The following is a 25,576-nucleotide window of genomic DNA, read 5'->3' as shown; positions in this document are numbered from 1 at the left end:
GTCTGGCAACCCCTTAAAACCTGTGGTCTGGGTGTCAATGGCGCACTTATCACTTACTTTTTTCTTTTCAGTTCAAAGTCGGCCATGATGCCATAGACCGACATTTCGATATTGGTGACCTTCATAAAGTCACTGCCAGAAGTAATAAAATGGTGACTACGATCAAAAACCCTGTTTTCCGAACTGTTATTAAACTCCAGATCATCACCGCTCACGGCAATAACAACATCACGCATGGTGCTGGTCAGTACACCCTCGGAAACGTTGATTACGATCTTTGAGTCAGAATCAAGTCTGATTTTTCCGGTGGCGGAAAGCAGGGGGTTCATATTATTAAAATAATCAATCTTTGTAACTGTGATATTGGTGGTACCCCCGGAGCCATTAAAGTCAGCAACAACCGATTCCTGCAACATTGACAAGGTACCCGCATTCCTCATATTACCACTGCTTTTCATAACTCCGAGGGATGCGACCGCTCCCGCATTATTATTGAAGTGTCCGTTACTCCAGTAACTTGCGGCAGTCAATGCTCCCGAATTGCTGGCCGTCAATGTGCTTCCGGAAATGTTCAGCCCCATAGAGACGTTAATATTGCCACCCACCCTGTTGCTAAAAGGGCCAGTAATATTCATATTACCGTCTATGTTGAGATAGCCTGAGTTATCGATACCGGTAGAATCATAATTTCCGGCCGCAGAAAATCTATTGCCTTTGACCATGACCTCTTCAGCCGTCGCTTGGGAAGCCAGAGTTACTGAAAGCGCTGCTATGACAGTCAATTTGAAAAACGCTTTTTTAGAGCCATCCATGGGTATTAAATCCTTAATTCCGGGTTGAACAATAGGGCCTTCTACCTGATTAATGTAAGGCAGACAGGTTGTGAACCACTGAAAAACCGTAAAGGTTCATCCTTGACCAGAAAAATTCCCAATGACCGGTCGAGCACACCAACGCTCTCAATGACAGCATAACTGACGCTTCCAGGTCTTTACAACGTGATTGCAGATGTGCTCTTCAGCAATACTGGCAACAACGTCTGCTATGATCAGGCAGAGCAGCCTGAATGATATTGGCTCATTACTCGAATCCAATGTCTTTGTTCTTGATTACAGCTTGAATATCCGGATCAGATTTCAGTCTGTCACTAAGGTATTTGTAAATTGTGGCTTCTCGTGAGAGCAGTGGCAGGACAAAGTCCTTGTCATTTTTAAGGGACTCAGTTGCATAGATCAAGACCATAGGGTTTTCTGCAATGAGGACTCTCAAGAGGGATTCGTTGTTTTTTACTGTCTGCCCGGCATATTTTATGGAATGAAAATTATATCGGGTAGCTGCCATAACCACATCAGGGGTATTTTTGAGATCGGTACTGGCATACTCAAGCGCAACACAGTCAGGATCACTAATGGCAAGCATTACCAGAGGTTTATGCTTTTTGAGACGATCGCTGGCATATTCTAATAACCGCCCTCGCGATCCTATTGCAGACTTGGCTATTTCGAAATCATCCCTGAATGCGTCGGAGACATAACGGAATAACATCGGGTTTTGTTCTATCAGGAAAAGCACCAGATCCTCATCGTGATCTAAAGCAAAGTCCTCACGCAAGAGTGTAAAAGTAAGCTCCGGGTGGAAGTCTTCAATGACCATGTGGGTCAGCAGTTCCTTTGTTATTCTTGCCGCATTATCGGGTTTGAGGCCTTTGCTGGCGTCGGCTAACATTTGGCGAAGCTCTGAACTTCTGCACGAGCCCTGAAATGCCTCAAGAGTTTCATGAGTATTTTTGGCTATTGCATGTAACAACTTGTATTCGTCGTCCAGATAATCAACGAACGCATAGTTTTTGTGACATCGATAGCTGTTGCGGCTTTCGAATACATCCACTACCAGGCAATGTTTGAATATCCAGTTATTTACAGAGTCGCTCAGCCCGATTTGAGACTTTTTAACCAGCGTTTCAAAATTCCATTCGTCAAGATTTTCACCACGATTAAATTTTTTGATTGACATATCCAGGTCGGTCAGTCCGCTCAGGACAGTCACTAAATTCACAAAGCCCTCTTGTAATGCTTTTTTTGAATCAACCTGAGTGTATTCTATGGTCATTTTCCATGCATTTTTATTGAAACTGATTGCCATTGGCAGTGAATGACTATCAATCGATGCGCAGCGCAGTGTCTGGATCAAAAACCAGAAACGCTTCAATTTACCCTGTAAGTGTGTGTTTTTCTGGTCTTCAGCAAATTTATCAGAGATGTCGAGGCGGAGTGTACGGCCCTTGCCTCCCTCGGCCTGTTCCAGCATGGATATGGTGCAGACGTGTACTCCGAGTGTTGCACTGACAAAAGCGGCGTCCACCATATTAAGTATCCGTAGCCTTAATGTGGCAAGTTTGCTCAGTACCGACATGCAATTGTCGTTTAATAGTCCCCAGGCGCCCTGGGGGAGTATATTAATCAGCAATTCGGTGTATGAAATGTTGGTGATTTGTCCCTGCCCTGATGCTTCTGCCACCCAGGCGAGTGCAAGAACGAATTTTTGATGAAGCCAGTAAATCAGGTCGTGGGCAGAACTAATATGGAGCACACATGTAGGCCGGGTCAGTTTTTGCAATGTATCCTGCAAGGTCTGGCAATCGCTTAGCCACTGTCTGAAATTCGCGGGCTGGTCGGGTAATTCCAGCTCGGTGGTCAGCGGCAAGACCACCTTTAAGCGCAGTTTATCAATGGCATCTTTCAGGCTTTTGCATTGTTCTTTGATGAGTCGGATTTCCTTGGCAAAGTTTTTGACTTTAGATGCTGCAATATTCGATTCAGATGCTGTGGCCAGACCTAAAAAGTGCTGATAACCAGAGACAAACAGGTCTAAATCCTTCTGTAGTTGCTGAATCTCAAGGTCAAGTTGTTGTAATAGTTTCGATCGGTTTGCTGACATGCTGACTGCCTTACTTCGGCCCGGGCCAAGGCAGCGACTTGTTATACGGTCAGGGTGAAAATAGTCAAGCAATCGGTTATTCTGGCGATTCAACCAGGCAAAACCGTCGTCGACACGGGTGAAGTCGGGTGGTTCCGCAGGACTGGTTGCGGCTGAGCTGATGATATCCTGACCGGAAGTGGTGCTCCTGGCCTGCCAACAGGCAGACTGGTCGCCGGACAGCAAACAGGCGCTGGGGCTGCCGGCAAAACTGCCTGCCACCAGTGTTAGCTGTTGTCCGCTGCTCTGTCTTAATGCCTCAGAATACTGAGAACCAGCCAACAGACAGGGTATACCCGCCTGACGCAGGGTGATGGCAACATGATCGTTAGTTCCTCCCTGTTTGAACACGCAGCCACCCAGACGTTTTAAAATATCGGGTGCCAGCATCCAGTCACTGGCGTGATTGGCAAACAGAATGGCACCGGGTGGAATCTGTTCCGCATTGACCGGTTCGGTGACCGCCAGGGCCACACCACTGCAGCAACCTTCACTGATCATGATTCCTTCAACCAGTGGCAGGGCTGGCGCGGGTGCAGAGAAATGGGTACTGCCCGGCAGCTGAGTCACTGGTCGGCACTGGAACATGTGGAGTTCCAAATTGCCATCCACACCGAACTCAGCATCGATCGGGCAACAAAACATATCTTCCAGCTTTTCTATGTTTTTCTGCAGTTCTTGCAATATCTCGTCAGAGAGCATGATGTCTTTTGCATCGGTGGTTGCCTGGTTGCTGCGTTCGATATAACCCGCTTCACCGGTCTCTTCATCGGTGATTTTTTCCAGGACAAACTGTGTCGTAATATCACCCGGGGTAAATTGCCGATCTGGTTGACTGTTTTCGTCATCACTGCGCTTGATCGAATAGCGATGGGGGCGGATACCTGTGGTTCCGGAGACCGCCCCCCGGGGTTGACCCAGGGCATATTCCACCTGAATGGTATTGTCCTGTAGTGTTGAGTGGCTGATCACTGCGCCCCCCAGCAGGCAATGAATGCACTGCTGCAGCACCAGCGCCATGGGCTTTACCTGTCCGTTTGGACAGACTTCAGGCCGGTAGGCGGAGGACAGGACTTGCAGGCAGGTTTTCAGGATATCGCCGCCACCATGAACCCGGGAATCATAGCGACCGGCCTGGGCGTTGCCGAAGCAGTCTTCATCGACGCCGGAACTGCGAACGATGCAGGCTTCCCTGGCTTGTTGCCGAAGCATGAAGTAGCGATGACGAATATCTTCGGCAGCACTGATATTTTCTACCTGTTGATAGAAATCCTCACTGGCAATAAATTCGGATAACCCCTTGAGCCATTTTGATTGTTGCGGATGCGGTAGTTCGGTAACGATCGTGCGCAATTGTTCCAGGCTGAATGATTCCTGACTCCGGGTGTCTATATCTGGCAAAAAGGGCAACAGGCATTTTGCGGGGAAAGGCTGTTGCTCGAGCCTGGCGATCAGGGTTGTGTCAACCACAGTAAAGGGTGGAACCGGGATCCCGGCCTGCTGCATACGGTGCAGAAACAATCCTTTGCCGCCAAAAGAGGATCGGATTTGCTCGTCTGTGATGAGCGTTGAAATCTCAGGTGGCAAGTCATGGCTGGCAGGCTTGCTATTTTTCGTATTCGGACGTTCGACACCACGAGTGGATAGCGGAGTAAAAGACGGGAAAGCTTCACCTGGATCAACCTTCATTAACCGCGGCTGCTTGCGAGAAGGGCCCTCATGATCGTAAGGAGTGATAGAACGGGTGAGTGCGTACGCTGCCTGACCAGCCGATAACCGGGCAGATTTGTTCTCAGTCGGGCCTGATCTTGTTGGTTGAATGCTTTCCATAGCTTTAATCTCCTTGATTTCTTTCCTTGAAATGAGACCCTAACTTTATTCCGGTACCGGGCCTCTTTGTTTGCACCACATCAGTTCACAAAAGCGCACTCAGAAGTTGAAAATCAAAGTCACAGGATGACACACGAACGCTTTTTATCTTTCGGCTTTTCAGGCTGATCTGAACTCGCGGTTTCAGGTTCAACTTTAATCTGGTGACCCGCTGCAGCCATAATATCCGGATCCGATTTCAGTCTGTCACTGAGACATTTGTAAATGTGGACATTTTCGTAAATGTGGGTATTTCCTGAGAGCACTGGCAGGACAAAGTCCTTGTCATTTTTAAGGGACTCAGTTGCATAGATCAAGACCAAAGGGTTTTCTGCAATGAGGACTCTCAAGAGGGATTCGTTGTTTTTTACTGTCTGCCCGGCATATTGAAAGGAATGATAATTATATCGGGTAGCTGCCATAACCACTTCAGGGTCATTCTTGAGATCGGTACTGGCATACTCAAGCGAAATACCGCCAGGATCACTAATGGCATGCATTACCAGAGATTTATCCTTTTTGAAACGATCGCTGGCATATTTTAATAACCGCCCTCGCGATCTTATTGCAGAATTGGCTATATCGAAATCATCCCTGAATGCGTCGGAGACAAAACGGAATAACATCGGGTTTTGTTCTATCAGGAAAAGCACCAGATCCTTATCGTGATCTAAATTAAAGTCCTCACGCAAGAGTGTAAAAGTAAGCTCCGGGTGGAAGTCTTCAATGACCATGTGGGTCAGCAGTTCCTTTGTTATTCTTGCCGCATCATCGGGTTTGAGCCGTTTGCTGGCGTCGGCTAACATTTTGCGAAGTTTTGAACTTCTGTACGAGGGTCGAAATGCCTCAAGAGTTTCATGAGTATTTTTGGCCATTTCATGTAACAACTTGCATTCGTCGTCCAGATAATCAACGAACGCATAGTTTTTGTAACATCGACGCACGTCACGGCTTTCGAATACATCCACTATCAGGCAATGTTTGAATATCCAGTTATTTACAGAGTCGCTCAGCCCGATTTGAGACTTTTTAACCAGCGTTTCAAAATCCCATTTGTCAAGATTTTCACTACGATTAAATTTGTTGATTGACATATCCAGGTCGGTCAGTCCTCTCAGAACAGTCACTAATTTCACAAAGCCCTTTTGTAATGCTTTTTTTGAATCAACCTGAGTGTATTCAATGGTCATTTTCCATGCATTTTTATTGAAACTGATCGCCATTGGCAGTGAATGATTATCAATCGATGCGCAGCGCAGTGTCTGGACCAAAAACCAGAAACGCTTCAATTTACCCTGTAAGTGTGTGTTGAACTCGTTTTCAGAAAAATTATCAGAGATGTCGAGGCGGAGTGTACGGCCCCTGCCTCCCTCGGCCTCTTCCAGCATAGATATGGTGCAGACGTGTACTCCGAGTGATGCACTAACAAAAGCGGCATCCACCATATTAAGCATGCGTAGACTTGTTATGGGAAGTTTGCTCGCTACCGACATGCACTTGTCGTTTAATAGTCCCAAAGCGCCCTGAGGGAGTATATTAATCAGCACTCTGGCGTTTGTAATTTTGGTGATTTGTCCCTGCCCTGATGCTTCTGCCACCGAGTCGAGTGCAAGAACGAATTGCTGATGAAGCCAGTAAACCAGGTCGTGGGCAGAACTAATATTGAGTATAAATCTGGGCCGGGTCAGTTTTTGCAATGTATCCTGCAAGGTCTGGCAATCGCTTAGCCACTGTCTGAAATTCGCGGGTTGGTCGGGTAATTCCAGCTCGGTGGTCAGCGGCAAGACCACCTTTAAGCGCAGCTTATCAATGGCATCTTTCAGGTTTTTGCAGTGTTTTTCAAGGAGATGGATTTCCACGGTAAAGGGTTTGACTTTGGATGGTGCAGTATTCGATTCAGATGCTGTGGCCAGACCTAAAAAGTGCTGATAACCAGAGACAAACAGGTCTAAATCCTTCTGTAGTTGCTGAATCTCAAGGTCAAGTTGTTGTAATAGTTTCGATCGGTTTGCTGACATGCTGACTGCCTTACTTCGGCCCGGGCCAAGGCACCGACTTGTTATACGGTCAGGGTGAAAATAGTCAAGCAACCGGTGATTCTGGCGATTCAGCCAGGCAAAACCGTCGTCGACACGGGTGAAGTCGGGTGGTTCCGCAGGACTGGTTGCGGCTGAGCTGATGATATCCTGACCGGAAGTGGTGCTCTTGGCCCGCCAACAGGCAGACTGGTCGCCTGACAGCAAACAGGCTCCGGGGCTGCCGGCAAAACTGCCTGCCACCAGTGTTAGCTGTTGTCCGCTGCTCTGTCTTAATGCTTCAGAATACTGAGAACCAGCCAACAGACAGGGTATACCCGCCTGACGCAGAGTGATGGCAACATGATCGTTAGTTCCTCCCTGTTTGAACACGCAGCCACCCAGACGTTTTAAAATATCGGGTGCCAGCATCCAGTCACTGGCGTGATTGGCAAACAGAATGGCACCGGGTGGAATCTGTTCCGCATCGACCGGTTCGGTGACCGCCAGGGCCACACCACTGCAGCAACCTTCACTGACCATGATTCCTTCAGCTATTGACACGGCTGGTGCTGGTGCAGAGAAACGGGTACTGCCCGGCAGCTGGGTCACTGGTCGACACTGGAACACATGCAGTTGCTGATCGCCATCCACGCCGAACTCAACATCGACCGGGCAACAGAACATATCTTCCAGCTGTTCTATGCATTTCTGCAGTTTTTGCAATATCTCGTCAGAGAGCATGATGTCTTTTGCATCGGTGGTTGCCGTGTTGCTCCGTTCGATATAACCCGCTTCACCGGTCTCTTCATCGGTGATTTTTTCCAGGACAAACTGTGTCGTAATATCACCCGGGGTAAATTGCCGGTCTGGCTGACTGTTTTCGTCATCACTGCGCTTGATCGAATAGCGATGGGGGCGGATACCTGTGGTTCCGGAGACCGCCCCCCGCGCTTGACCCAGTGCAAATTCCACCTGAATGGTATTGTCCTGTAGTGTTGAGTGGCTGATCACTGCGCCCCCCAGCTGGCAATGGATGCACTGCTGCAGGACCAGCGCCATGGGCTTTACCTGTCCGTTTGGACAGACTTCAGGCCGGTAGGCGGATGACAGGACTTGCAGGCAGGTTTTCAGGATATCGCCGCCGCCATGAACCCGGGAATCATAGCGACCGGCCTGGGCATTGCCGAAGCAGTCTTCATCGACGCCGGAACTGCGGACGATGCAGGCGTCGCTGGCTTGTTGCCGGAGCATGAAGTAGCAGTGGCGAATATCCCGGGCAGCACTGATATTTTCGACCTGTTGATAGAAATCCTCGCTGGCAATAAATCCGGATAACCCCTTGAGCCATTCTGCTTGTTGCTGATGGGGGAGTTCGGTAACGATCGTGCGCAATTGTGCCAGGCTGAATGATTTCTGGCTTCGCGTGTCAATATCTGGCATAAAGGACAACAGGCATTTTGCGGGGAAAGGCTGTTGCTCCAGCCTGGCGATCAGGGTTGTGTCAACCACAGTGAAGGGTGGAACCGGGATACCGGCCTGCTGCATACGCTGCAGAAACAGCCCCTTTCCGCCCACGTAGGCCCGGGATTGCCTGTCAATGCTGGCAGGCCCGCGGTTATCCGTATCCGGAAGTTTGATATCACGATCAGGTAGTTGAGGACAAGAGAGAACGGTTTTATCTGAATCATCCGTCATGTGCCCCACGCAAGGAGGGGAGTCTTGCCTGGCAGAAATAACAGAATGAGCAAATGCCCGTCCGATGCAGCCGTCTCCTGCACTGGCAGATTCGGGCAAAGTAAAGCCCGGTGTTGTTGGTTGAGTCTTTTCCATGACTGTGATCTCCATAATCCTTCTTATCTTTGACCGGTGCTTTCGAAAAAAGTTTCAACTACCCGTCAGTCCGGATCTAAGTTGCAGGAACTTTTTTGATATAAAAAAGTCAGAAACTATAGTGCCGTTTTTAAAAGAACCTTAATACCAACACCATCATCCCGATGAAGGCAGGTATTCATCGTCATAGCGGCTCAGGAATAACGTCGGGTTTATCTCTTTGGTGTTTAACGCTTCCTTGCTTCAGCAACATCAGGGCGGCAATACGAGTGAGGTAATTCTAATCCGGACATCACAATGACTTTCCAATGACTCTAAGGATTATTGATATGGATTCATTACCAAAAACAGGAAATTCACTCTCAACAATATCGTTTACAAACCCTGAGAGTTGTTCGGCGCAATCTGGCAAAAATTCAAACACTGCACACTGCCTGTCCCCGGGTAGCAGAGAGCAGCTAAGACAGGAATTGCACGCAGCTCTGAAGGCCGGCACTTTGGGTGCTCGACAGATTGGGGCGTGCGACTCGCAATCATGTTATACAAGATTCGAAAAAGAGTCGGTTTATCATGACCATAACGACGAGCTTCCAAAAGCACCAAGACCTGTTAACCTGATTATCGAAGATGTGCCTTCTTTATTACCCCTGGCGAAAGATGTCACAATTGGCATTCTAAAACCCGATACGCTCGCTGCTTATAAACGTCATGCTTGTACAGCTCACTTACAGTACAGGGGTTTAGAGCCGGATGAACTTTCTACTAAATGCCTCCCTGACCACCGTTCACTGCGATTGAAAAAGCTCGAGCAAGCTGACCGGCTCTGTAGTGTATATCGGGAGTCTACATCAGGTGGACTGCGACCGAACGGCACATTCAAAGCGCCCGAATTCAGGGAAAAAGATAATGAAAAGTTAAGACACCCTGCAGAATGGCTAACCACCGGGTATACAAAATCACACATCAAGTGTTTTTTCACTGTAAAAGAGAACATTGCCAAAAGTATTAGCGATCATTTGCAGGATAAACAGCAATTGGAGGAGGCTTTAGGCATAGACCCATTGCCCTGGCTGGTTTTTTCCAGGCAAAGCGGTTCTGCGGAGGTTTATTTTGAGGATGAACTCCCCAGTGATCATCTGTTAACGCTTAATGAAGCCGGGCTCAGAAATTTTGCGATATCCCATAACATTTCTGAAGAGATCTTGATGAAGTTATTGAATCTTCTGCCATTGCCGTTAAAAGCAGACATCCTGAATCAACAGTATCTGCCTGCACAGCGGCATCCGGTTCAGGCTGAGGACATTATGAAACTGGTAACGAACCCGGATTGCTTCACTCGTCAACGTTTATGGAAATTAATAGATCAGGGTTTCCCTGTACAAAAGAAAGTATTTTACGAAGGAGAATACCAGACAATATTTGATGTATTGATCAGATCAGCAGGCGACCAAGACCAGTGTATGAGCTGGACAGCTAAACAGGAAAATATTTTTATCCAATTAGCTACTGATCTGGTCAGATGCGGAGTGTCTGTTAACAATGAAACCGTCAACAGCATTTTAGAGGATTTTTATTCAATAAGACTTTGCCGCCATCTGAAGGCATTGGGATTATCCTACAAGGGTATTGCTTTACGGTCTTTGATACTTTGCCACCCATCTTGCACTGATCCGGCTGTGATGCTGGAGTTTCATCAGCGTTGCCTGAGACTCAGTTCAACACAACTGCAGGATGCGTTTCACCTTGTCCTTCGACGACCTTTTGAAGGACAGCATCCCTGTAAACAACTTAAGAATTATTTATTAGCACTGTTTCATTTTGGTGCGCCCAATGAGCAAACATTAAGCGCCGTGAGAAAAAAAATAGCAGACATCCGCCCTAAAGACATTGGGAAATCCCTGGGAACGCTGAGTGCAGGTGATTATATCCACTGGATTAAAACACTCTGGAAACGGCGAGATCAAGAACCCTTTTACCGGCAATGGCCAGGAAAAGTCAAAGCGGGGCAACAACAAATAGTCAAACTGCAAAAGTCCCTCGGCCTCAGCGGCTGTCGATCTGCCCAACCTGCCTCCCTGACGCAAACAGAGGAGTTGCAATTTCTCGTCGACGCCTTCAGCGTACCACCGGTTTTGCCCAATGCCAGGGATAATGAAGAGACCATTCTGAAAATACTGCAGCATTATTACCGACGTCCCGGACCAGAGCGAGTCATCCAATGTCTTGGCAGTGACACATTGCCCGGGGTATGGAAGCCTGATCACAACTGCAGTCATGTATTGCGGGCCCGGAACAATTTGTTGTGGTACATCGAGTTGCTGGAGAATTTTGATCTGATGCATTTCTCTGAATCTGAAAAGAACCTGTTGTCGTTGGCAACCATCTATCATGATGCCGCTGCAGAAGATGTTCCCAAAAAGAATGAAGAAGACAAGGCGGCTTTCTATTTCAAGCGGGATCTGAAGGGGCAGTACCCACAACATCAGCTGAATGATATTGCCGAAGCACTGGCCCGCAAGGAAGACGACGTACAGGGTAAGAGCGACCAGAATCTTTCCACACGGGTTCGCGGTTATCTGCATGCACTGCGCTTTGCTGACCGCATGGACTTTATCCGATTCAGCGGCGTTGATGCCTCGTTCCCGGGATTCTTGACAGGCCGACAGAAGTTCAGGCAGTTTGACCCATCGCGTCTGGATCTGCCGACGCAACTGACCCGGGATTTCACCCTTGATCCTGCCCTGAAACCGGACTTGCAACAGCAACTGGAAGCCGCCATGCACGGTGCTGCTGATCTGCTGCAAGTCACTGGCAGTGATAGCAAAGACCTCCGGACGGTTCCCTATGTGCAAACATTCCAGCTCAAGCCTGACAGGACGGCCATTACCGATAAACTTGAACAAACGCCCCTGCCTCTGCAGAACATGGAAAAATACCTGGATGATAACGTCCGGCGCTATATTGCCAGTCGCGCAGGCATTAACACCTGTTCCAGCCCTGACCATACAGAGTGTAAAACGGACCAGCAAAAGGGGACTACCCGTGGCATTCACAACAGTTTCCATGATCTCAGACAAGTCAGAGTGCCTGAAAGAATGACCCGCCTGGAAAAGATGCAGTGTCGCCACGGCTTCAGATTACTGAGCATTGAAACACAAGAGGCCATCGTTCAAGAGGCGCAACGACTGCAATCCGAAGGGATACTTATGAGCCTCGGCACATTAACCCAGAAAACCCTGAAATCACCTCTGGCGAAAAAATCCCTTGAGCAAAGAGGATTTGCGGTGGTTAGTCAGAAACGCCTGAGGGGATATGACGACAAAGGTAAGGTAAAACTGCAGGAAATGCTGGTGCCCGTGAAGCTTCTGCCTGATGGTAATGAAGCGAAGAAGTAACAAGGCTGGCTGAAATAGAAGCAGGCAGCCTATATAGTGCAGGGGATGCAGAGACTTGGCGTTGATTAGTATGAGATGATTAGCAAAATCGTCGTAAACCCTCGCCCAATCGAGGCTGTCGCAAAACTCTGGTTCCCACGCTTTCAGGCCCATTGGGACCCAGAGCAGGTACCCAGACCCATCTCGCGCTGCAGAGTACGCTTTGCAGGGGAGGTATGCATTCCCACGCAGAGCGAAGGTGTCGCAAAACTCTCTCTTCATTCTCGTCATTCCCGCGAAGGCGGGAATCCACACTGACTCACCACCAGAACCATACTACCCAGTGCCCCCCCCTGGCCTTGTCATCCCCGAGAAGGCAGAGATCCACCGTTGGCGCTGGATTCCCGCCTTCGCGGGAATGACGACCTCAGAGCATGGGAACGAGTTGTTGGAGTTTTGCGACACCCTCAATCGGGCGGGGATATAAGACGGGAACGCAGAGCGTTCCGCTTGCGTGTTTGTACGTAGCTGGTTATATTCTCTATCGGTCTGTCCCTATGCAGGGACTCACAGTGACGAAAACCAAGCACTGTTAAAAAAAATCCATAGCAGAGCTAACTGCTTGTTGGGCTAGAAGACTTTCGAAAGTCGTTATTGCAACGCATCGACTGGAACCGTATAGATACCCAACAAATCAAACAGAAGACCAACAAATAACCGAGGGGCACCCGGTTACTGCTGATGGAGGCTTCTGTGTAAGTCCAGTCGCTATAGGCTGGCTGTAGCCCGTGAAGTCAGAAACCTCGCCTGACAAGGCGGGGAGTGTCACTATGAGACATCCAGCTTTTGAGCTGCAGCCTGGATGTCCGGATCAGATTTCAGTTTGTCGCTAAGGTATTCGTAGATGTAGGGAACTCGTGAGAGCAGAGGCAGGACAAAATCCTTGTCATTTTTAACGGACTCAGCGACATAGAACATGGTTAAAGGATTCTCCTCAATGATTGTCCTCAACAGGGCTTTATTGTTTTTTGCTGTCTCTCCGGCATAGTAAAAGGCAGGAAAATGTCTTCTGGTAGCCAACAAAACCACTTGGGGGTCATTTTTGAGATCTGTGCTGGCATATTCGAGTGCATCAGCATAATTATTGACGGCAAGCATGACCAGCGACTTATTATTTCTGAGACCTCTGCTGGCATGAACCAACAAATCTCCTCGCTGTTCTATAGCAGATTTCGCTATGTCAGTATCATCTTTAAACAGGTCGGCGATCAAACCAAATATTTCCGGGCTTTGCTGAACCAGCGAAAGCACCAGATCCCTGTCATGATCTAAATCAAAGTCCTTTCGCAGCAGTTCAATGCAAGCCTCTCGCCCCTGCCACTCGCTTGCAATGGCCATGCTACATAGCAGTTCTTTTATTATTCTTGCAGCATCATTCGGCTCAAGGTGTTTGGTATCAGCATTAAATATTTCGCGAAGTTCTGAATTTCTATTCGGATCTTCAGTGGCCTCAATAAAATGACAAGCTTTATTGGCCATATCAAAAAACAGCTTGTATTCGCTATCCAGATAATCGAGGAAAGTATATTCATGATTCCAATAATCTGCCTCCCTGTCATTGATTGCATCCAATACCAGGCAATGTTTGAACGTCCAGTTATTTACCGGTTCGTCCAGCCCGTTTTGACACCTTTTAACCAGTGTTTCAAAATACCATTTGTCGTTATTTTTACTGAAATTAAATTGGTTGATTGATATATCCATGGAGGTGAGCCCGGACAGAATGTTCACCAATTCCACAAAGGCCTTCTTTAATGCTGGTGTGGAATCAAACCGGGTATACTCTATGGTCATTTTTCCCGCGCTTTGATTGAAGCTGATCGCCATTGGCCGTGAACTTTTATCTAATGATGCGCAACGGAGTGTCTGGACCAAAAACCAGAAACGCTTCAATTTACCCTGTAAGTGCTCGTTTTTCTTGTCTTGGGAAAAATCATCTGAGATGTTGAGGCGGAGTGTTCGGCCCTTGCCTCCCTCGGCCTGTTCCAGCAGGGTTATGGTACAGATGTGCACTCCGAGGGTTGCATTAACAAAGGCGGCATCCACCATATTCAGCATGCTTAGCTCTAATAAACTAAGCTTGCCCAGTACCGAGATGCAACTGACGTCTAATAGTCCGGAAACTCCCCGGGGGAGTATCTCAACCAACGTTTTATCTTCTCCAACTTCGGTGATTTTTCCCTGGCCGGATGCTCCAGCCACCGGCGCGAGAGCGCTGACAAATTGCTGATGAAGCCAGTAGATCAGGTCGTGGACAGAACAGATTTCGCATGCATAACCGGGCTGGTTCAGTTTTTGCAATTTATCCAGCAAGGTCTGGCAATCTCTCAGCCATTGTCCGAAATCCGTCCGCCGGGCGGGCAATTCTTCTTTGCCAGCCAGCGGCGTGACCACTTCTTTGTACAGGTCATCAATGGCATCCTCCAGGTCTATCAATTGTGTTTCAAGGAACGGGAGTTCATCGGTAAAGGGCACAATTTCGGAGGGTATGGCGGTCGCTTCAGACCCGACGGCCAGATCTAAAAAACGCCGATAACCGGATAAAAATCGTTGCAGATCGCCCTGCAGAAGATGAATCTCCCTGCCAAGTTGTGATAACAGATCCGATCGGTTTGCTGACATGCTGATTGCCTTGCTTCGTCCCGGAGCGAGGCAGTGGCTTAGTAAACGGTCAGCGTGAAAATAGTCCAGCAACCGGTCATTCTGGCGATTCAGCCAGCCAAAACCTTCGTCGACTCTGGTGAAGTCGGGCTGTTCTACAGGACTGCTTGCGAGTAAGCCGATGATATCCTGACCGGAACTGGTGCTGTTGGCCTGCCAGAATGCAGACTGGTCGCCGGTCAACAAACAGGCTCCGGACTTGCCGGCAAAACTGCCTGCCACCAGTGTTACCTGTTGTCCGCTGCTCTGTCTTAATGCCTCAGAATACTGAGAACCAGCCAACAGACAGGGTATACCCGCCTGACGCAAGGTGATGGCAACATGATCGTTAGTTCCCCCCTGTTTGAACACGCAGCCGCCCAGACGTTTTAAAATATCGGGTGCCAGCATCCAGTCACTGGCGTGATTGGCAAACAGAAGGGTTCCAGACGGAATCTGTTCTGCGTTGACCGGTTCGGTGACCACCAGGGCCACACCACTGCAGCAACCTTCACTGACCATGATGCCTTCAGCCATTGACACGGCTGGTGCTGGTGCAGAGAAACGGGTACTGCCCGGCAGCTGGGTCACCGGCCGGCACTGGAACAGGTACAATTGCCCCAACATAGATACGCCGAACTCAATATCCACCGGGCAACAGAACATATCTTCCAGCCGTTCTGTATATTTCTGCAGTTTCTGCAAAATCTTGTCAGAAAGCATGATGTCTTTTGTATCGGTGGTTGCCGTGGTGCTCTGTTCGATATAGCCCGCTTCACCGGTCTCTTCAGCGGTAATTTTTTCCAGAACAAACCGTGTGGTAACGTCTCCAGCGGTAAATTGCCGATCCGGTTGACTGTTTTCGTCATCACTGCGCCTGATCGTATAGCGATGAGGTCGGATGCCTGTATTTCCGGAGACCGCCCCCCGGGGTTGACCCGGAGCAAATTCCACCTGAATGGTATCGTCCTGCAAGGTTGAGTGGCTGATCACTACGCCCCCCAGCTGGCAATGGATGCACTGCTGCAGGACCAGCGCCATGGGTTTTACCTGTCCGTTCGGGCAGACTTCAGGCCGGTAAGCGGATGACAGGACTTGCAGACAGGTTTTCAGGATATCGCCGCCACCATGAACCCGGGAATCATAGCGACCGGCCTGGGCATTGCCGAAGCGGTCTTCATCGACGCCGGAACTGCGGACGATGCAGGCTTCGCTGGCTTGTTGTCGAAGCCTGAGGTAGCGATGACGAATATCCTCGGCAGCACTGATATTTTTGACCTGTTGATAGAAATCCTCACTGGCAATAAATCCGGATAACCCCTTGAGCCATTCTGATTGTTGCTGATGGGTGAGTTCGGTAACCATCGTATGCAATTGTTCCAGGCTGAATGATTCCTGGCTCCGCGTGTTTATATCTGGCAAAAAGGGCAACAGGCATTTTGCGGGGAAAGGTTGTTGCTCCAGCCTGGCGATCAGGGTTGTGTCAACCACAGTGAAGGGTGGAACCGGGATTCTGGCCTGCTGCATACGGTGCAGAAACAGCCCCTTGCCGCCCACAAAGGCCCGGGTTTGTCTGTCGTCATTGCCGACTGGCTGCAAGTCATGGCTGGCAGGCCAGCGGTTATCTGTATTCGGAAGTTTGATATCACGAGCAGGCAGTTGAGGGCAAGAGAGAACGGTTTTGTCTGAATCATCCGTCATATGCCCCATGCGAGGAGGGGAGTCTTGCCTGGCAGAAATAACAGAACGAGCGAATGCAGATGCTTTGTCGCAGTGTTGCCTCCGGGCTGATGAGGGTAAGGCAAGGCCCGATGTTGTTAGTTGAGGCTTTTCCATGACTGTGATCTCCAAAATCATTCTTATGTCTGACCTGTGCTTTTGAAAAAAGTTTCAACTAACCCTAACTCCGGTTTTAAGAGGCTGTCGCAAAACTCCTACAGCTCGTTCCCCTGCTCTGTGGTCGTCATTCCCGCGAAGGAGGCTGTCGCAAAAGCCCAACAACTCGATCCCATGCTCTGAGGTCGTCATTCCCGCGAAGGCGGGAATCCAGCGCCAACGGTGGATCTCTGCCTTCTCGGGGATGACAAGGCCAGGGGGGCACCGGGCAGTATGGTTCTGGTGGTGAGTCAGTGTGGATTCCCGCCTTCGCGGGAATGACGAGAATGAAGTCGGGAATGACGAGAATGAAGAGTTTTGCGACAGCCTCTTAAGCTGCGGGAACTTTTTTGATATCAAAAAGTCAGAACCTCAGAAGGCCGGTCTTGAATGAACCTTAATACCGATACCCGCACCAGCACCCCCATCCCGGTAAGGCAGGTATTCAGCGTCAGCAATGGCTTGCTATCGGCTCAGGAATGACGTCGGGTTTATCTCTATGGTATTTAACGCTTCTTTGCATCAGTTAATCTGGTTGCTTCAGCAACATTGGGGCGGCAATACTCTAATCCGGACATGACAATAACTTTGCAACTACTCCAGGGAGTATAGATTTGGATTCATTAATAAAAACAGGGAATTCACCCTCGACAGTATCGTTTATGAACACTGAGAGTTGTTCTGCGCAATCTGGCGAAAACTCAAACACTTCACATTGTCTGTCCCAGGGTAGCAGGGCGCAGCTAAGACAGGAATTGCAGGCAGCTCTGAAGGTCGGCACTTTCGGTGCTCGACATATTGAGGTGTACGACTCGGAATCATCTTATACAAGATTCGAAAGAGAGTCGGTTTATCTTGACCATAACGACGAGCTTCCAAAAGCACCAAGACCTGTCAACCTGATTATCGAAGACGTGCCCTCGATATTAGTAAGACCGAACGATGTCACCGTTGGCATTCTAAAACCCGATACGCTCGCTGCTTATAAAGATCATGCTGGCACATTTTCTTTAGAGGACAATGCATTAAAACCGGATCAACTGTCTATTAAATGCCTACCTGACCATAGTTCACTGCGATTGAAAAAGCTCGAGCAAGCTGACCGGCTCTGTAGTGTCTATAGGGAGTCTACGTCAGGTGAACTGCGTCCGAACGGCACATTCAAACCGCCCGAATTCAGGGAAAAAGATAATGAAAAGCTAAGACGCCCTGCAGAATGGCTAACCACCGGGTATACAAAATCACAAATCAAGTGTTTTTTCACTGTAAAAGAGAACATTGCCAAAAGTATTACCGATCATTTGCAGGATAAACAGCAATTAGAAGAGACTTTTGGCATTGACCCATTGCCCTGGCTGGTTTATTCCCAGCAAGGCGGTTCTGCAGAAGTTTATTTTGAGGATGAACTCCGCCGTGATCATCTGTTAGCGCTTAATGAATCCAAGCTTGGTAATTTTGCGATATCCCATAACATTTCTGAAGAGATCTTGAAGAGGTTATTGAATCTTCTGCCAATGTCGTTAAAAGCAGAAATCCTGAATCAACAGCATCTGCCAACGGTGCAGTTTCGAGCTCAGGATATTATAGAACTGGTAACGAATCCGGATTGCTTCACTCGTGAACGCTTACAGGAGTTAATAGACCAGGGTTTCCCTGTTCAAAAAAAAGTACTTTACCGGGGAGAATACCAAACAATATTTGATTTATTGATCAAGTCAGCAACCGTATCCTGGCGGAACGATAAGCTATACAGAACGACGGGTAATGACAAATTCCAGTGTATGAGCTGGGCAGATTATCAGGAAGATATCCTTATCCAATTATCCACTGATATGGCCAGATGCGGAGTGCCTGTTACTGAGAAAACCACCATTAGACTTTTAGAGGAATTTTATTCAAAAAGACTTTTCTGCCATTTGAAGGCATTGGGAGTATCTTACCAGGGTACAAATTTATGGTATTTAATGATTGATCACGATTCTATCACCGATCCGGCTGTGGTGCTGGAGTTTCATCAACGTTGCCAGAGACTCAGTTCAGCACAACTGCAGGAAGCGTTTCACCTTGTCCTTCGACGACCTTTCGAGGGACATCATCCCTGTAAACAACTTAAGAATTATCTATTAGCGTTGTATCATTTTGGCAAGCCCAATGAGCAAACACTAAGTGCTGTGAGAAAAAAAATAGCAGACACCAGCGCTAACGGCATTAAAAAATCCCTGGGAACGCTAAGCACAGATGATTATATCCACTGGGTTAAAGCACTCTGGGAGCGGCGAGATCAAGAGCCCTTTTATCAGCAATGGCCAGAAAAAGTCAAAGCAGGGCAACAACAAATAGTCGAACTGCAAAAGTCTCTCGGCCTCACTCACAGTCCATCTGTTCAACCTGCCTCCCTGACACAACCGAAGGAGTTGCAATTTCTTGTCGACGCCTTCAGCGTACCACCGGTTTTGCCCAATGCCAGGGATAACGAAGAGACCATTCTGAAAATACTGCAGCATTATTACCGACGCCCCGGACCAGAGCGAGTCATCCAATGCCTTGGCAGTGACACATTGCCCGGGGTATGGAAGCCTGATCACAACTGCAGTCATGTATTGCGGGCCCGGAACAATCTGTTGTGGTACAGCGAGTTGCTGGAGAATTTTGATCTGATGCATTTCTCTGAATCTGAAAAGAACCTGTTGTCGTTGGCGATCATCTATCATGATGCCGCTGCAGAAGATGTCCCCAAAAAGGATGAAGAAGACAAGGCGGCTTTCTATTTCAAACGGGATCTGAAGGGGCAGTACCCACAACATCAGCTGAATGATATTGCCGAAGCACTGGCCCGCAAGGAAGACGACGTACAGGGTAAGAGCGACCAGAATCTTTCCACAAGGGTTCGTGATTATCTGCATATACTGCGCTTTGCTGACCGCATGGACTTTATCCGATTCAGCGGGGTTGATGCCTCGTTCCCGGGGTTCTTGACAGGCCGACAGAAGTTCGGGCATTTTGACCCCTCGCGTCTGGATCTGCCGTCGCAACTGACCCGGAATTTCACCCGTGATCCTGCCCTGAAACCGGACTTGCAACAGCAACTGGAAGCCGCCATGCACGGTGCTGCTGATCTGCTACCAGTCACTGGCAGTGATCATGAAGACCTCCGGACGGTTTCTTATGTTCAAACTTTCCAGCTCCAGCCTGACAGGACCGCTATCACCGATAAATTTGAACAAACGCCCCTGCCTCTGCAGAACATGGAAAAATACCTGGATGATAACGTCCGGCGCTATATTGCCAGTCGAGCAGGTATTAACACCTGTTCCAGCCCAGACCATACAGAGTGCAAAACGGACCAGCAAAAGGGTATTACCCGTGGCATTCACAACAGTTTCCATGATCTCAGACAAGTCAGAGTGCCTGTAAGAATGACCCGCCTGGAAAAGATGCAGTGTCGCCAGGGCTTCAGATTACTGAGCACTGAAACACAAGAGGCCATCGTTCAAGAGGTGCAACGATTGCAATCCGAAGGGATACTCATGAGCCTCGGCACATTAACCCAGAAAACCCTGAAATCACCCCCGGCGGAAAGATCCCTTGAGCAAAGAGGATTTGTGGTGGTTAGTCAGAAACGCTTCAGGGGATATGACGACAAAGGTAAGGTAAATCGGCAAGAAATGCTCGTGCCCGTGAAGGTTCCGCCTGATCGTAATGAAACGAAGACGCAACAAGGCTGGCTGGAATAGATACAAGCCAGCCCTCATACAGAGACGAGGCAAAATCGCAACAAACTGACACCTTGCAGGCAGGTTTGAATGCGGACTGTTTAGAAATGATAAATGGAATTATTTTGTAGTGGCACTGTCTAAAGCCGCAGGGATTAAAGAAATCAGCTTAATTCCGTTGTCAGATTACTTGATACTACAAATATTCGCTGAATATTTTGTGGAATATATGATCACAAATGTCGGTAAAACTTATTCTCTGTGAGGGTGAAGTAAATTGAACGATTCATAATTTAGAAACAGGAGGTACCTTACTATGAATGTAAACACTCAAACACCCAGTCATCAAACCATTGACCGAGGTACACAAACAGATTCAAGCATGGATTCAAATGTTGGTAAGTTTCTGCGGCTGACCGTAAAAAAATCACTCTACGAAAACTTCCTCTGGGATGCCCGTGATTGGACACATGAACGTCCTATCATCATTCAGTATGGTCCGGGCTTACAAATGAGGAAAGTCGGTGTTTCTACCGGTATCGCTTGCGGTTTGGCTGCCGGGCACCTATTGTCTCTCGGCCCTCTGGGGGTTGTGGGTGCTGTGGCAACTGGGTTCATTCTTGGCGGTCAAGCAGGTTTTCTGGCCGAGGCAGCCTTTATTAGAGAATGTCAGCGATTAGGAGATCTTGAAAGAGCCGTTAGAATTCGGACAGAGCGAGACGCAAACCAGCGTTCAGGCATCCCCCGGGATCAAGACAGAACGAATGCTCCACCCTCATATGATGAATCTCAGCATTACGAGCGCCTTCGCCAAAGTGAAGTCATTTCATCGGTTTAATCAGCGTTCAAAATACTATTTGTCAGTATTTTTACTGAGATCAACAAACAGGTCAGACAGGGAGAATCTAGGAGCCTGTCGGACTTGAGCGTCCGTAGCGAGGATTGCGAGAAATTGAGGATAAAAATTTCTGATTCCGAGGAGAATAGCGAGCTATTTGACGAGGGAGCAGGAATTTTTAGACCAATTTATCGCAACCGCAGTAGGACAGTCTTAAGTCCGACAGGCTGCTAGGGCGAAAAGATCGCTTGAGCAAAGTAGATTTGCGTTGATTCATTATGAAACATCCTTCCTTTGAGCTGCAGCCCGGATATATCCGGATCAGATTTCAGTTTGTCGCTTTGTCTTCAGTCGGGCCTGATCTTGTTGGTTGAATGCTCTCCATAGCCTTGATTCCCTTGAAGTAGGTGAAAATCAGAGTCAGAGGATTACACACAAACCGCTTTGATCTGTCGGCTTTTTAGGCTGATCTCCATCTTGTGAACTCGCGGTTTCAGGTTCAACTATGCTCCGACGCCCGGCTGCGGCCAGAATATCCGGATCAGATTTCAGTTTGTCGCTGAGATACTTATAGATGTCAGGCTCTCGTGGGAGCAGTGGAAGAATAAGCTCCTTGTCATTTCTAAGGGACTTATTACCAAAGCAAGCGATGGCCATGGGTTGTTCCTTAATGATAATTCTCAAGAGGGCTTCATCGTTTCTTGCTGTCTTCCCGGCATGAAGAAGGGCTGAGACACCGTTTTTCACCGCCAACACAACCACCTCGTGGTCATTCTTGAGATCGTTACTGGCATACCTGATTGCATCACCATCATTATTGACGGCAATCTTTACCAGCGTTTTATTATTTCTGAGACGGTCGCTGGCATATTTTAAAAAATATGCATTTTGTTCTATCGCAGCTTTAGCGATGTCAACATCATCCTTCAATTTGTCATCGATAGATGTAAATATCCTTGGGTTTTGCTTAACCAGCAGAAGCACCAGACCTTTATCCTTATCCAAATCAAAGTGCTCACGCAAGAGTTTAATAGCAACATCATCTAAGTTCCGCCAATCACTTAAACTAGCCATATGAAATAACAGTTCTTTTATTATTCCTGCTGCAGCGTCCGGCTCAAGGTGGTTGGCAGCAGTGGTAATGATTTGGCGAAGTTCCGAAAGGTTATTCCGGTCCTCAGTTGTCTGAAACCAGGCACTGATTTCTTTGGCTATTTTATAAAAGAGTCTGTATTCACTTTCCAGATAATCAAGGAGCGAAACATGAGGTCTGAAGTGGCCTGGACGATCGTCGAAGTCATCACGATCTTTGTAATGTGTCGCGACATCCTCGCCCCCTGAGAATGAATCCAATAGCACGTATTTTTTGAAGCTTGTCTCATTTCTTATAATTGCATCCAATACCAGGCATTGTTTGTATGTCGACTTATTTGAGGGGTCGTCCAGTCCGTTTTGGCACCTTTTAACCAGTGTGTCAAAATCCCACTGATCAGTAGCACCCCGATAAGAACTGCTGATTGACATATCCATGTCACGCAGTGCTGACAGAATAACCAACAATTTCACAGAGGCCTCCTGTAATGCTGATGTGGAATCAACCTGCGTGCACTCTATGGTCATTTTACTTATGCTTTGATTGAAGCTGATCGCCATTGGCCGTGAACTTTCATCAATCGATGCACAACGGAGTGTCTGGACCAAAAACCAGAAACGCTTCAATTTACCCTGTAGGTGTATGTTTTTCTGGTCTTGGGAAAAATCGTCCGAGATGTCGAGGCGGAGTGTTCGGCCCTTGCCTCCCTCAGCCTGTTCCAGCATGCTTATGGTGCAGACGTGATCTCCGAGGGATATGGTGGCAAAAGCAGCATCCGCCATGTTAAGCACACCCAGCTTCAATCCGGGAATTTCCCTCAGTAACGAAATACAATCGTGGTTTAGTAGTCCGTAAGCGCCTTGGGGGCGCATATCAATCAGCGATCTCTTTTTACCAAATTTGATAATTTCTCCCTGCCCTGATGCTTTAGCCACTGGGGCAAGAGCGCTAACAAATCGCTTATGAAGCCAGTAAATCAGGTCATGAGCAGAATGGATAGCTTTCACTCCATTGGGCTGGGTCAGTGTTTGCAATTTATCCCGCAAGGTCTCGCAATCCTGCAGCCATTGTCTGAAATTCGCAGGCTGGCTGGATGCTTTCAGGCCAGTGGTCAGCGGTATGACCACTTTTGAACACAGGTTATCAAGGGCATCTTTCAGACTCTTGCATTGTTTTTCAAGGAGCTGGATTTCATTGCTAAAGGTTCGCAATTCAATGTGTGCTTTATCGGATTGAGACAATTTGGCCAGATCTAAAAAGTGCGTATAACCGGATACAAACAGTTGCAAATCATCCTGCAACAGCTGAATCTCCGTGCCAAGCTGTTGAAGCAGATCTGATCGGTTTGCTGACATGCTGACGGCCTTGCTCCGCCTCGGGCCAAGGCAGTGACTTAGTATTCGGTCAGGGAGAAAATAATCCAGCAAGCGGTTGTTTTGGCGATTCAGCCAGCCAAAACCTTCGTCGACCCGGGTGAAATCCGGGGGGGATGCAGCAGCTGTTGCGGGTGAGCTGACGATATCCTGTCCGGAGTTGGTGCTGTTGGCCTCCCAGAAAGCAGACTGGTCGCCTGTCAGCAAATAGGCTCCGGGGTTGCCGGAAAAACTGCCTGCCACCAGTGTGACCTGTTGCCCGCTGGCTGCCTCAGAATAGTGAGAACCAGCCACCAGACAGGGTATACCCGCCTGACGCAGGGTGATGGCAATATGATCGTTGGTTCCTCCCTGTTTGAACACGCAGCCGCCCAGACGTTTTAAAATATCCGGTGCCAGCATCCAGTCACTGCCGTGATCGGCAAGCAGAATGGTACCGGGCGGAATCTGTTCCGCGCTGACGGGCTCGTTGACCACCAGGGCCAGGCCACTGCAGTAACCTTCACTGACCAGGGTTCCTTCAGCCAGAGGCAGGGAGGGAGCGGCTGCACAGAAACGGGTACTGCCCGGCAGCTGGGTCACTGGTCGGCATTGGAAGACGAAGACATTCCCCCGGTTATCGACACCGAACTCCACATCCACCGGGCAATAGAACATATTTTCCAGCTGTTCTATATATTTCTGGACTTGTTGCAATATCTTGTCAGTAAGCCTGATGTCTTTTGCATCGCTGGTTGTCGTAATGCACTCTTCAACATAACCCTCTCCACCGGTGATTTTTTTCAGGACAAACTGGCTGCTAACGTCTCCCGGGGTAAATTGCCGATCCGGTCGACTGTTTTCGTCATCACCACGCCTGATCGTATAGCGATGAGGGCGGATGCCTGCATTTCCGGAGACGGCCCCCCGTGGTTGCCCCTGTGCATATTCCAGCTGCATGGCATCGTCCTCCAGCGTTGAGTGGCTGATCACTACACCCCCCAGCCGACAATGGATGCACTGCTGCAGGACCAGCGCCATGGGTTTTACCTGCCCGTTTGGGCAGACTTCAGGCCGGTAAGCTGAGGACAGGACTTGCAGGCAGGTTTTCAGGATATCGCCACCACCATGAACCCGGGAATCATAGCGACCGGCCTGGGCATCGCCGAAGCGGTCTTCATCGACGCCGGAACTTCGGACGATGCAGGCTCCCCCGGCTTGTCGCCGGAGCGCGAGGTAGCGATGGTGAATATCCCGGGCAGCATTGGTTTTTTTGACCTGTTGATAGAAATCCTTGCTGGCAATAAATCCGGATAAACCCTTGAGCCATTCTGATTGTTGCTGATGAGGGAGTTCGCTAATGATCGAGCGCAATTGTTCCAGGCTGAATGATTTCTGGCTCCGCACGTTTATGTGTGGCAAAAAGGGCAACAGGTATTTTGTGGGGAAAGGCTGTTGCTCCAGCCTGGCGACCAGAGCAGTGTCAACCACTGTGAAGGGTGGAACCGGGATACCGGCCTGCTGCATATGGTGCAGAAAAAGTCCCTTGCCGCCCATAAAGGCCCGGTCATTGTTGGCTTGCAAGCTGGGCAGGTCATGGCTGGCAGGCCTGCGGTTATCCGTATTCGAAAGTTTGATATCACGAGCAGGTAGTTGAGGACAAGAGGGGACCGTTTTGTCTGAATGATCCTTCTTACAAGAGGGGGAGTCTTGATTGGCAGAAATAACAGAACGAGCGAAAGCAGATGCTTTTTTGCATTTTTTTGGCTTATGGGCAGATGTGGGTAAAGCTATGCCCGATGTTGTTGGTTGAGTCTTTTCCATGACCGTGATCTCCATAATCCTTTCTATATTTGACCAGTGCTTTTGAAAAAAGTTTCAACTAACCGTCAGTCCGGATCCAGGCTGCCAGGCTGCAGGAACTTTTTTGATGTAAAA

Annotated in this window: 11 protein-coding genes; 5 read left to right on the top strand and 6 right to left on the bottom strand. The window is 48.6% G+C overall.

Translation table 11 applies throughout. The features are described 5' to 3' along the window. Positions 1-53: 53 nt before the first annotated feature. From P6910_RS13275 to P6910_RS13265, 3 genes are all read right to left on the bottom strand, one after another. A complete protein-coding gene (locus P6910_RS13275) occupies positions 54-812 on the bottom strand; it encodes a hypothetical protein (protein ID WP_317141771.1) in 759 nt (252 codons plus the stop codon). A gap of 268 nt (positions 813-1,080) precedes the next feature. Further along, positions 1,081-4,806, bottom strand: coding sequence for a DUF4116 domain-containing protein (locus P6910_RS13270; RefSeq protein ID WP_317141770.1), 3,726 nt, complete (start codon positions 4,804-4,806; stop codon positions 1,081-1,083). Between the two features lie 119 nt (positions 4,807-4,925). After that, positions 4,926-8,693 (bottom strand): DUF4116 domain-containing protein, encoded by a 3,768-nt coding sequence (locus P6910_RS13265; protein WP_317141769.1) that lies wholly within the window; start codon positions 8,691-8,693, stop codon positions 4,926-4,928. A gap of 329 nt (positions 8,694-9,022) precedes the next feature. Here P6910_RS13265 and P6910_RS13260 point away from each other — a divergent pair, with 329 nt between their 5' ends. Then, positions 9,023-12,088 carry a hypothetical protein gene (locus P6910_RS13260; protein WP_317141768.1) on the top strand — a complete coding sequence of 1,022 codons (3,066 nt, stop codon included), beginning with the start codon at positions 9,023-9,025 and terminating at the stop codon, positions 12,086-12,088. 238 nt (positions 12,089-12,326) lie between these two features. After that, a complete protein-coding gene (locus P6910_RS13255) occupies positions 12,327-12,554 on the top strand; it encodes a hypothetical protein (protein WP_317141767.1) in 228 nt (75 codons plus the stop codon). Between the two features lie 341 nt (positions 12,555-12,895). Here the strand turns inward: P6910_RS13255 and P6910_RS13250 are convergent, their stop codons facing one another. Both P6910_RS13250 and P6910_RS13245 read right to left on the bottom strand, forming a co-directional pair. Continuing rightward, on the bottom strand, positions 12,896-16,603 hold the full coding sequence (locus P6910_RS13250; protein WP_317141766.1) for a DUF4116 domain-containing protein: 3,708 nt from the start codon (positions 16,601-16,603) through the stop codon (positions 12,896-12,898). Positions 16,604-16,730: 127 nt separating this feature from the next. Then, entirely contained in the window at positions 16,731-16,868 is a 138-nt protein-coding gene (locus P6910_RS13245; protein WP_317141765.1) for a hypothetical protein, read from the bottom strand. 30 nt (positions 16,869-16,898) lie between these two features. On the opposite strand from P6910_RS13245, the gene P6910_RS13240 reads away from it, so the two are divergent. The 3 genes from P6910_RS13240 (at position 16,899) to P6910_RS13230 (ending at position 21,193) form a co-directional block, all read left to right on the top strand. Beyond that, the gene (locus tag P6910_RS13240) at positions 16,899-17,036 is read left to right on the top strand and encodes a hypothetical protein (RefSeq protein WP_317141764.1); all 138 of its coding nucleotides are present in this window, start codon (positions 16,899-16,901) and stop codon (positions 17,034-17,036) included. A gap of 220 nt (positions 17,037-17,256) precedes the next feature. Further along, complete coding sequence (locus P6910_RS13235) at positions 17,257-20,376, top strand: hypothetical protein (protein WP_317141763.1); 3,120 nt, start codon at positions 17,257-17,259, stop codon at positions 20,374-20,376. A 295-nt stretch (positions 20,377-20,671) separates the two neighbouring features. Next, positions 20,672-21,193: a hypothetical protein gene (locus tag P6910_RS13230; protein WP_317141762.1), complete on the top strand. Its 522-nt coding sequence runs from the start codon at positions 20,672-20,674 to the stop codon at positions 21,191-21,193. Positions 21,194-21,613: 420 nt separating this feature from the next. On the opposite strand, the gene P6910_RS13225 is transcribed toward P6910_RS13230, so the two are convergent. Beyond that, positions 21,614-25,462: a DUF4116 domain-containing protein gene (locus P6910_RS13225; protein ID WP_317141761.1), complete on the bottom strand. Its 3,849-nt coding sequence runs from the start codon at positions 25,460-25,462 to the stop codon at positions 21,614-21,616. Positions 25,463-25,576 lie beyond the last annotated feature (114 nt).

Origin of the sequence: Endozoicomonas sp. 8E, assembly GCF_032883915.1 — a bacterium.
In the GTDB taxonomy this organism is placed as follows: Bacteria; Pseudomonadota; Gammaproteobacteria; order Pseudomonadales; family Endozoicomonadaceae; genus Endozoicomonas_A.
Note: the sequence above shows the minus strand (reverse complement) of the source record. Positions and strands in the feature narration are given on the sequence as shown.

Coding starts and splice junctions, on each gene's coding strand:
- P6910_RS13275 (WP_317141771.1), bottom strand. CDS start 812: ATGGATGGCTCTAAAAAAGCGTTTTTCAAATTGACTGTCATAGCAGCG.
- P6910_RS13270 (WP_317141770.1), bottom strand. CDS start 4,806: ATGGAAAGCATTCAACCAACAAGATCAGGCCCGACTGAGAACAAATCT.
- P6910_RS13265 (WP_317141769.1), bottom strand. CDS start 8,693: ATGGAAAAGACTCAACCAACAACACCGGGCTTTACTTTGCCCGAATCT.
- P6910_RS13260 (WP_317141768.1), top strand. CDS start 9,023: ATGGATTCATTACCAAAAACAGGAAATTCACTCTCAACAATATCGTTT.
- P6910_RS13250 (WP_317141766.1), bottom strand. CDS start 16,603: ATGGAAAAGCCTCAACTAACAACATCGGGCCTTGCCTTACCCTCATCA.
- P6910_RS13230 (WP_317141762.1), top strand. CDS start 20,672: ATGAATGTAAACACTCAAACACCCAGTCATCAAACCATTGACCGAGGT.
- P6910_RS13225 (WP_317141761.1), bottom strand. CDS start 25,462: ATGGAAAAGACTCAACCAACAACATCGGGCATAGCTTTACCCACATCT.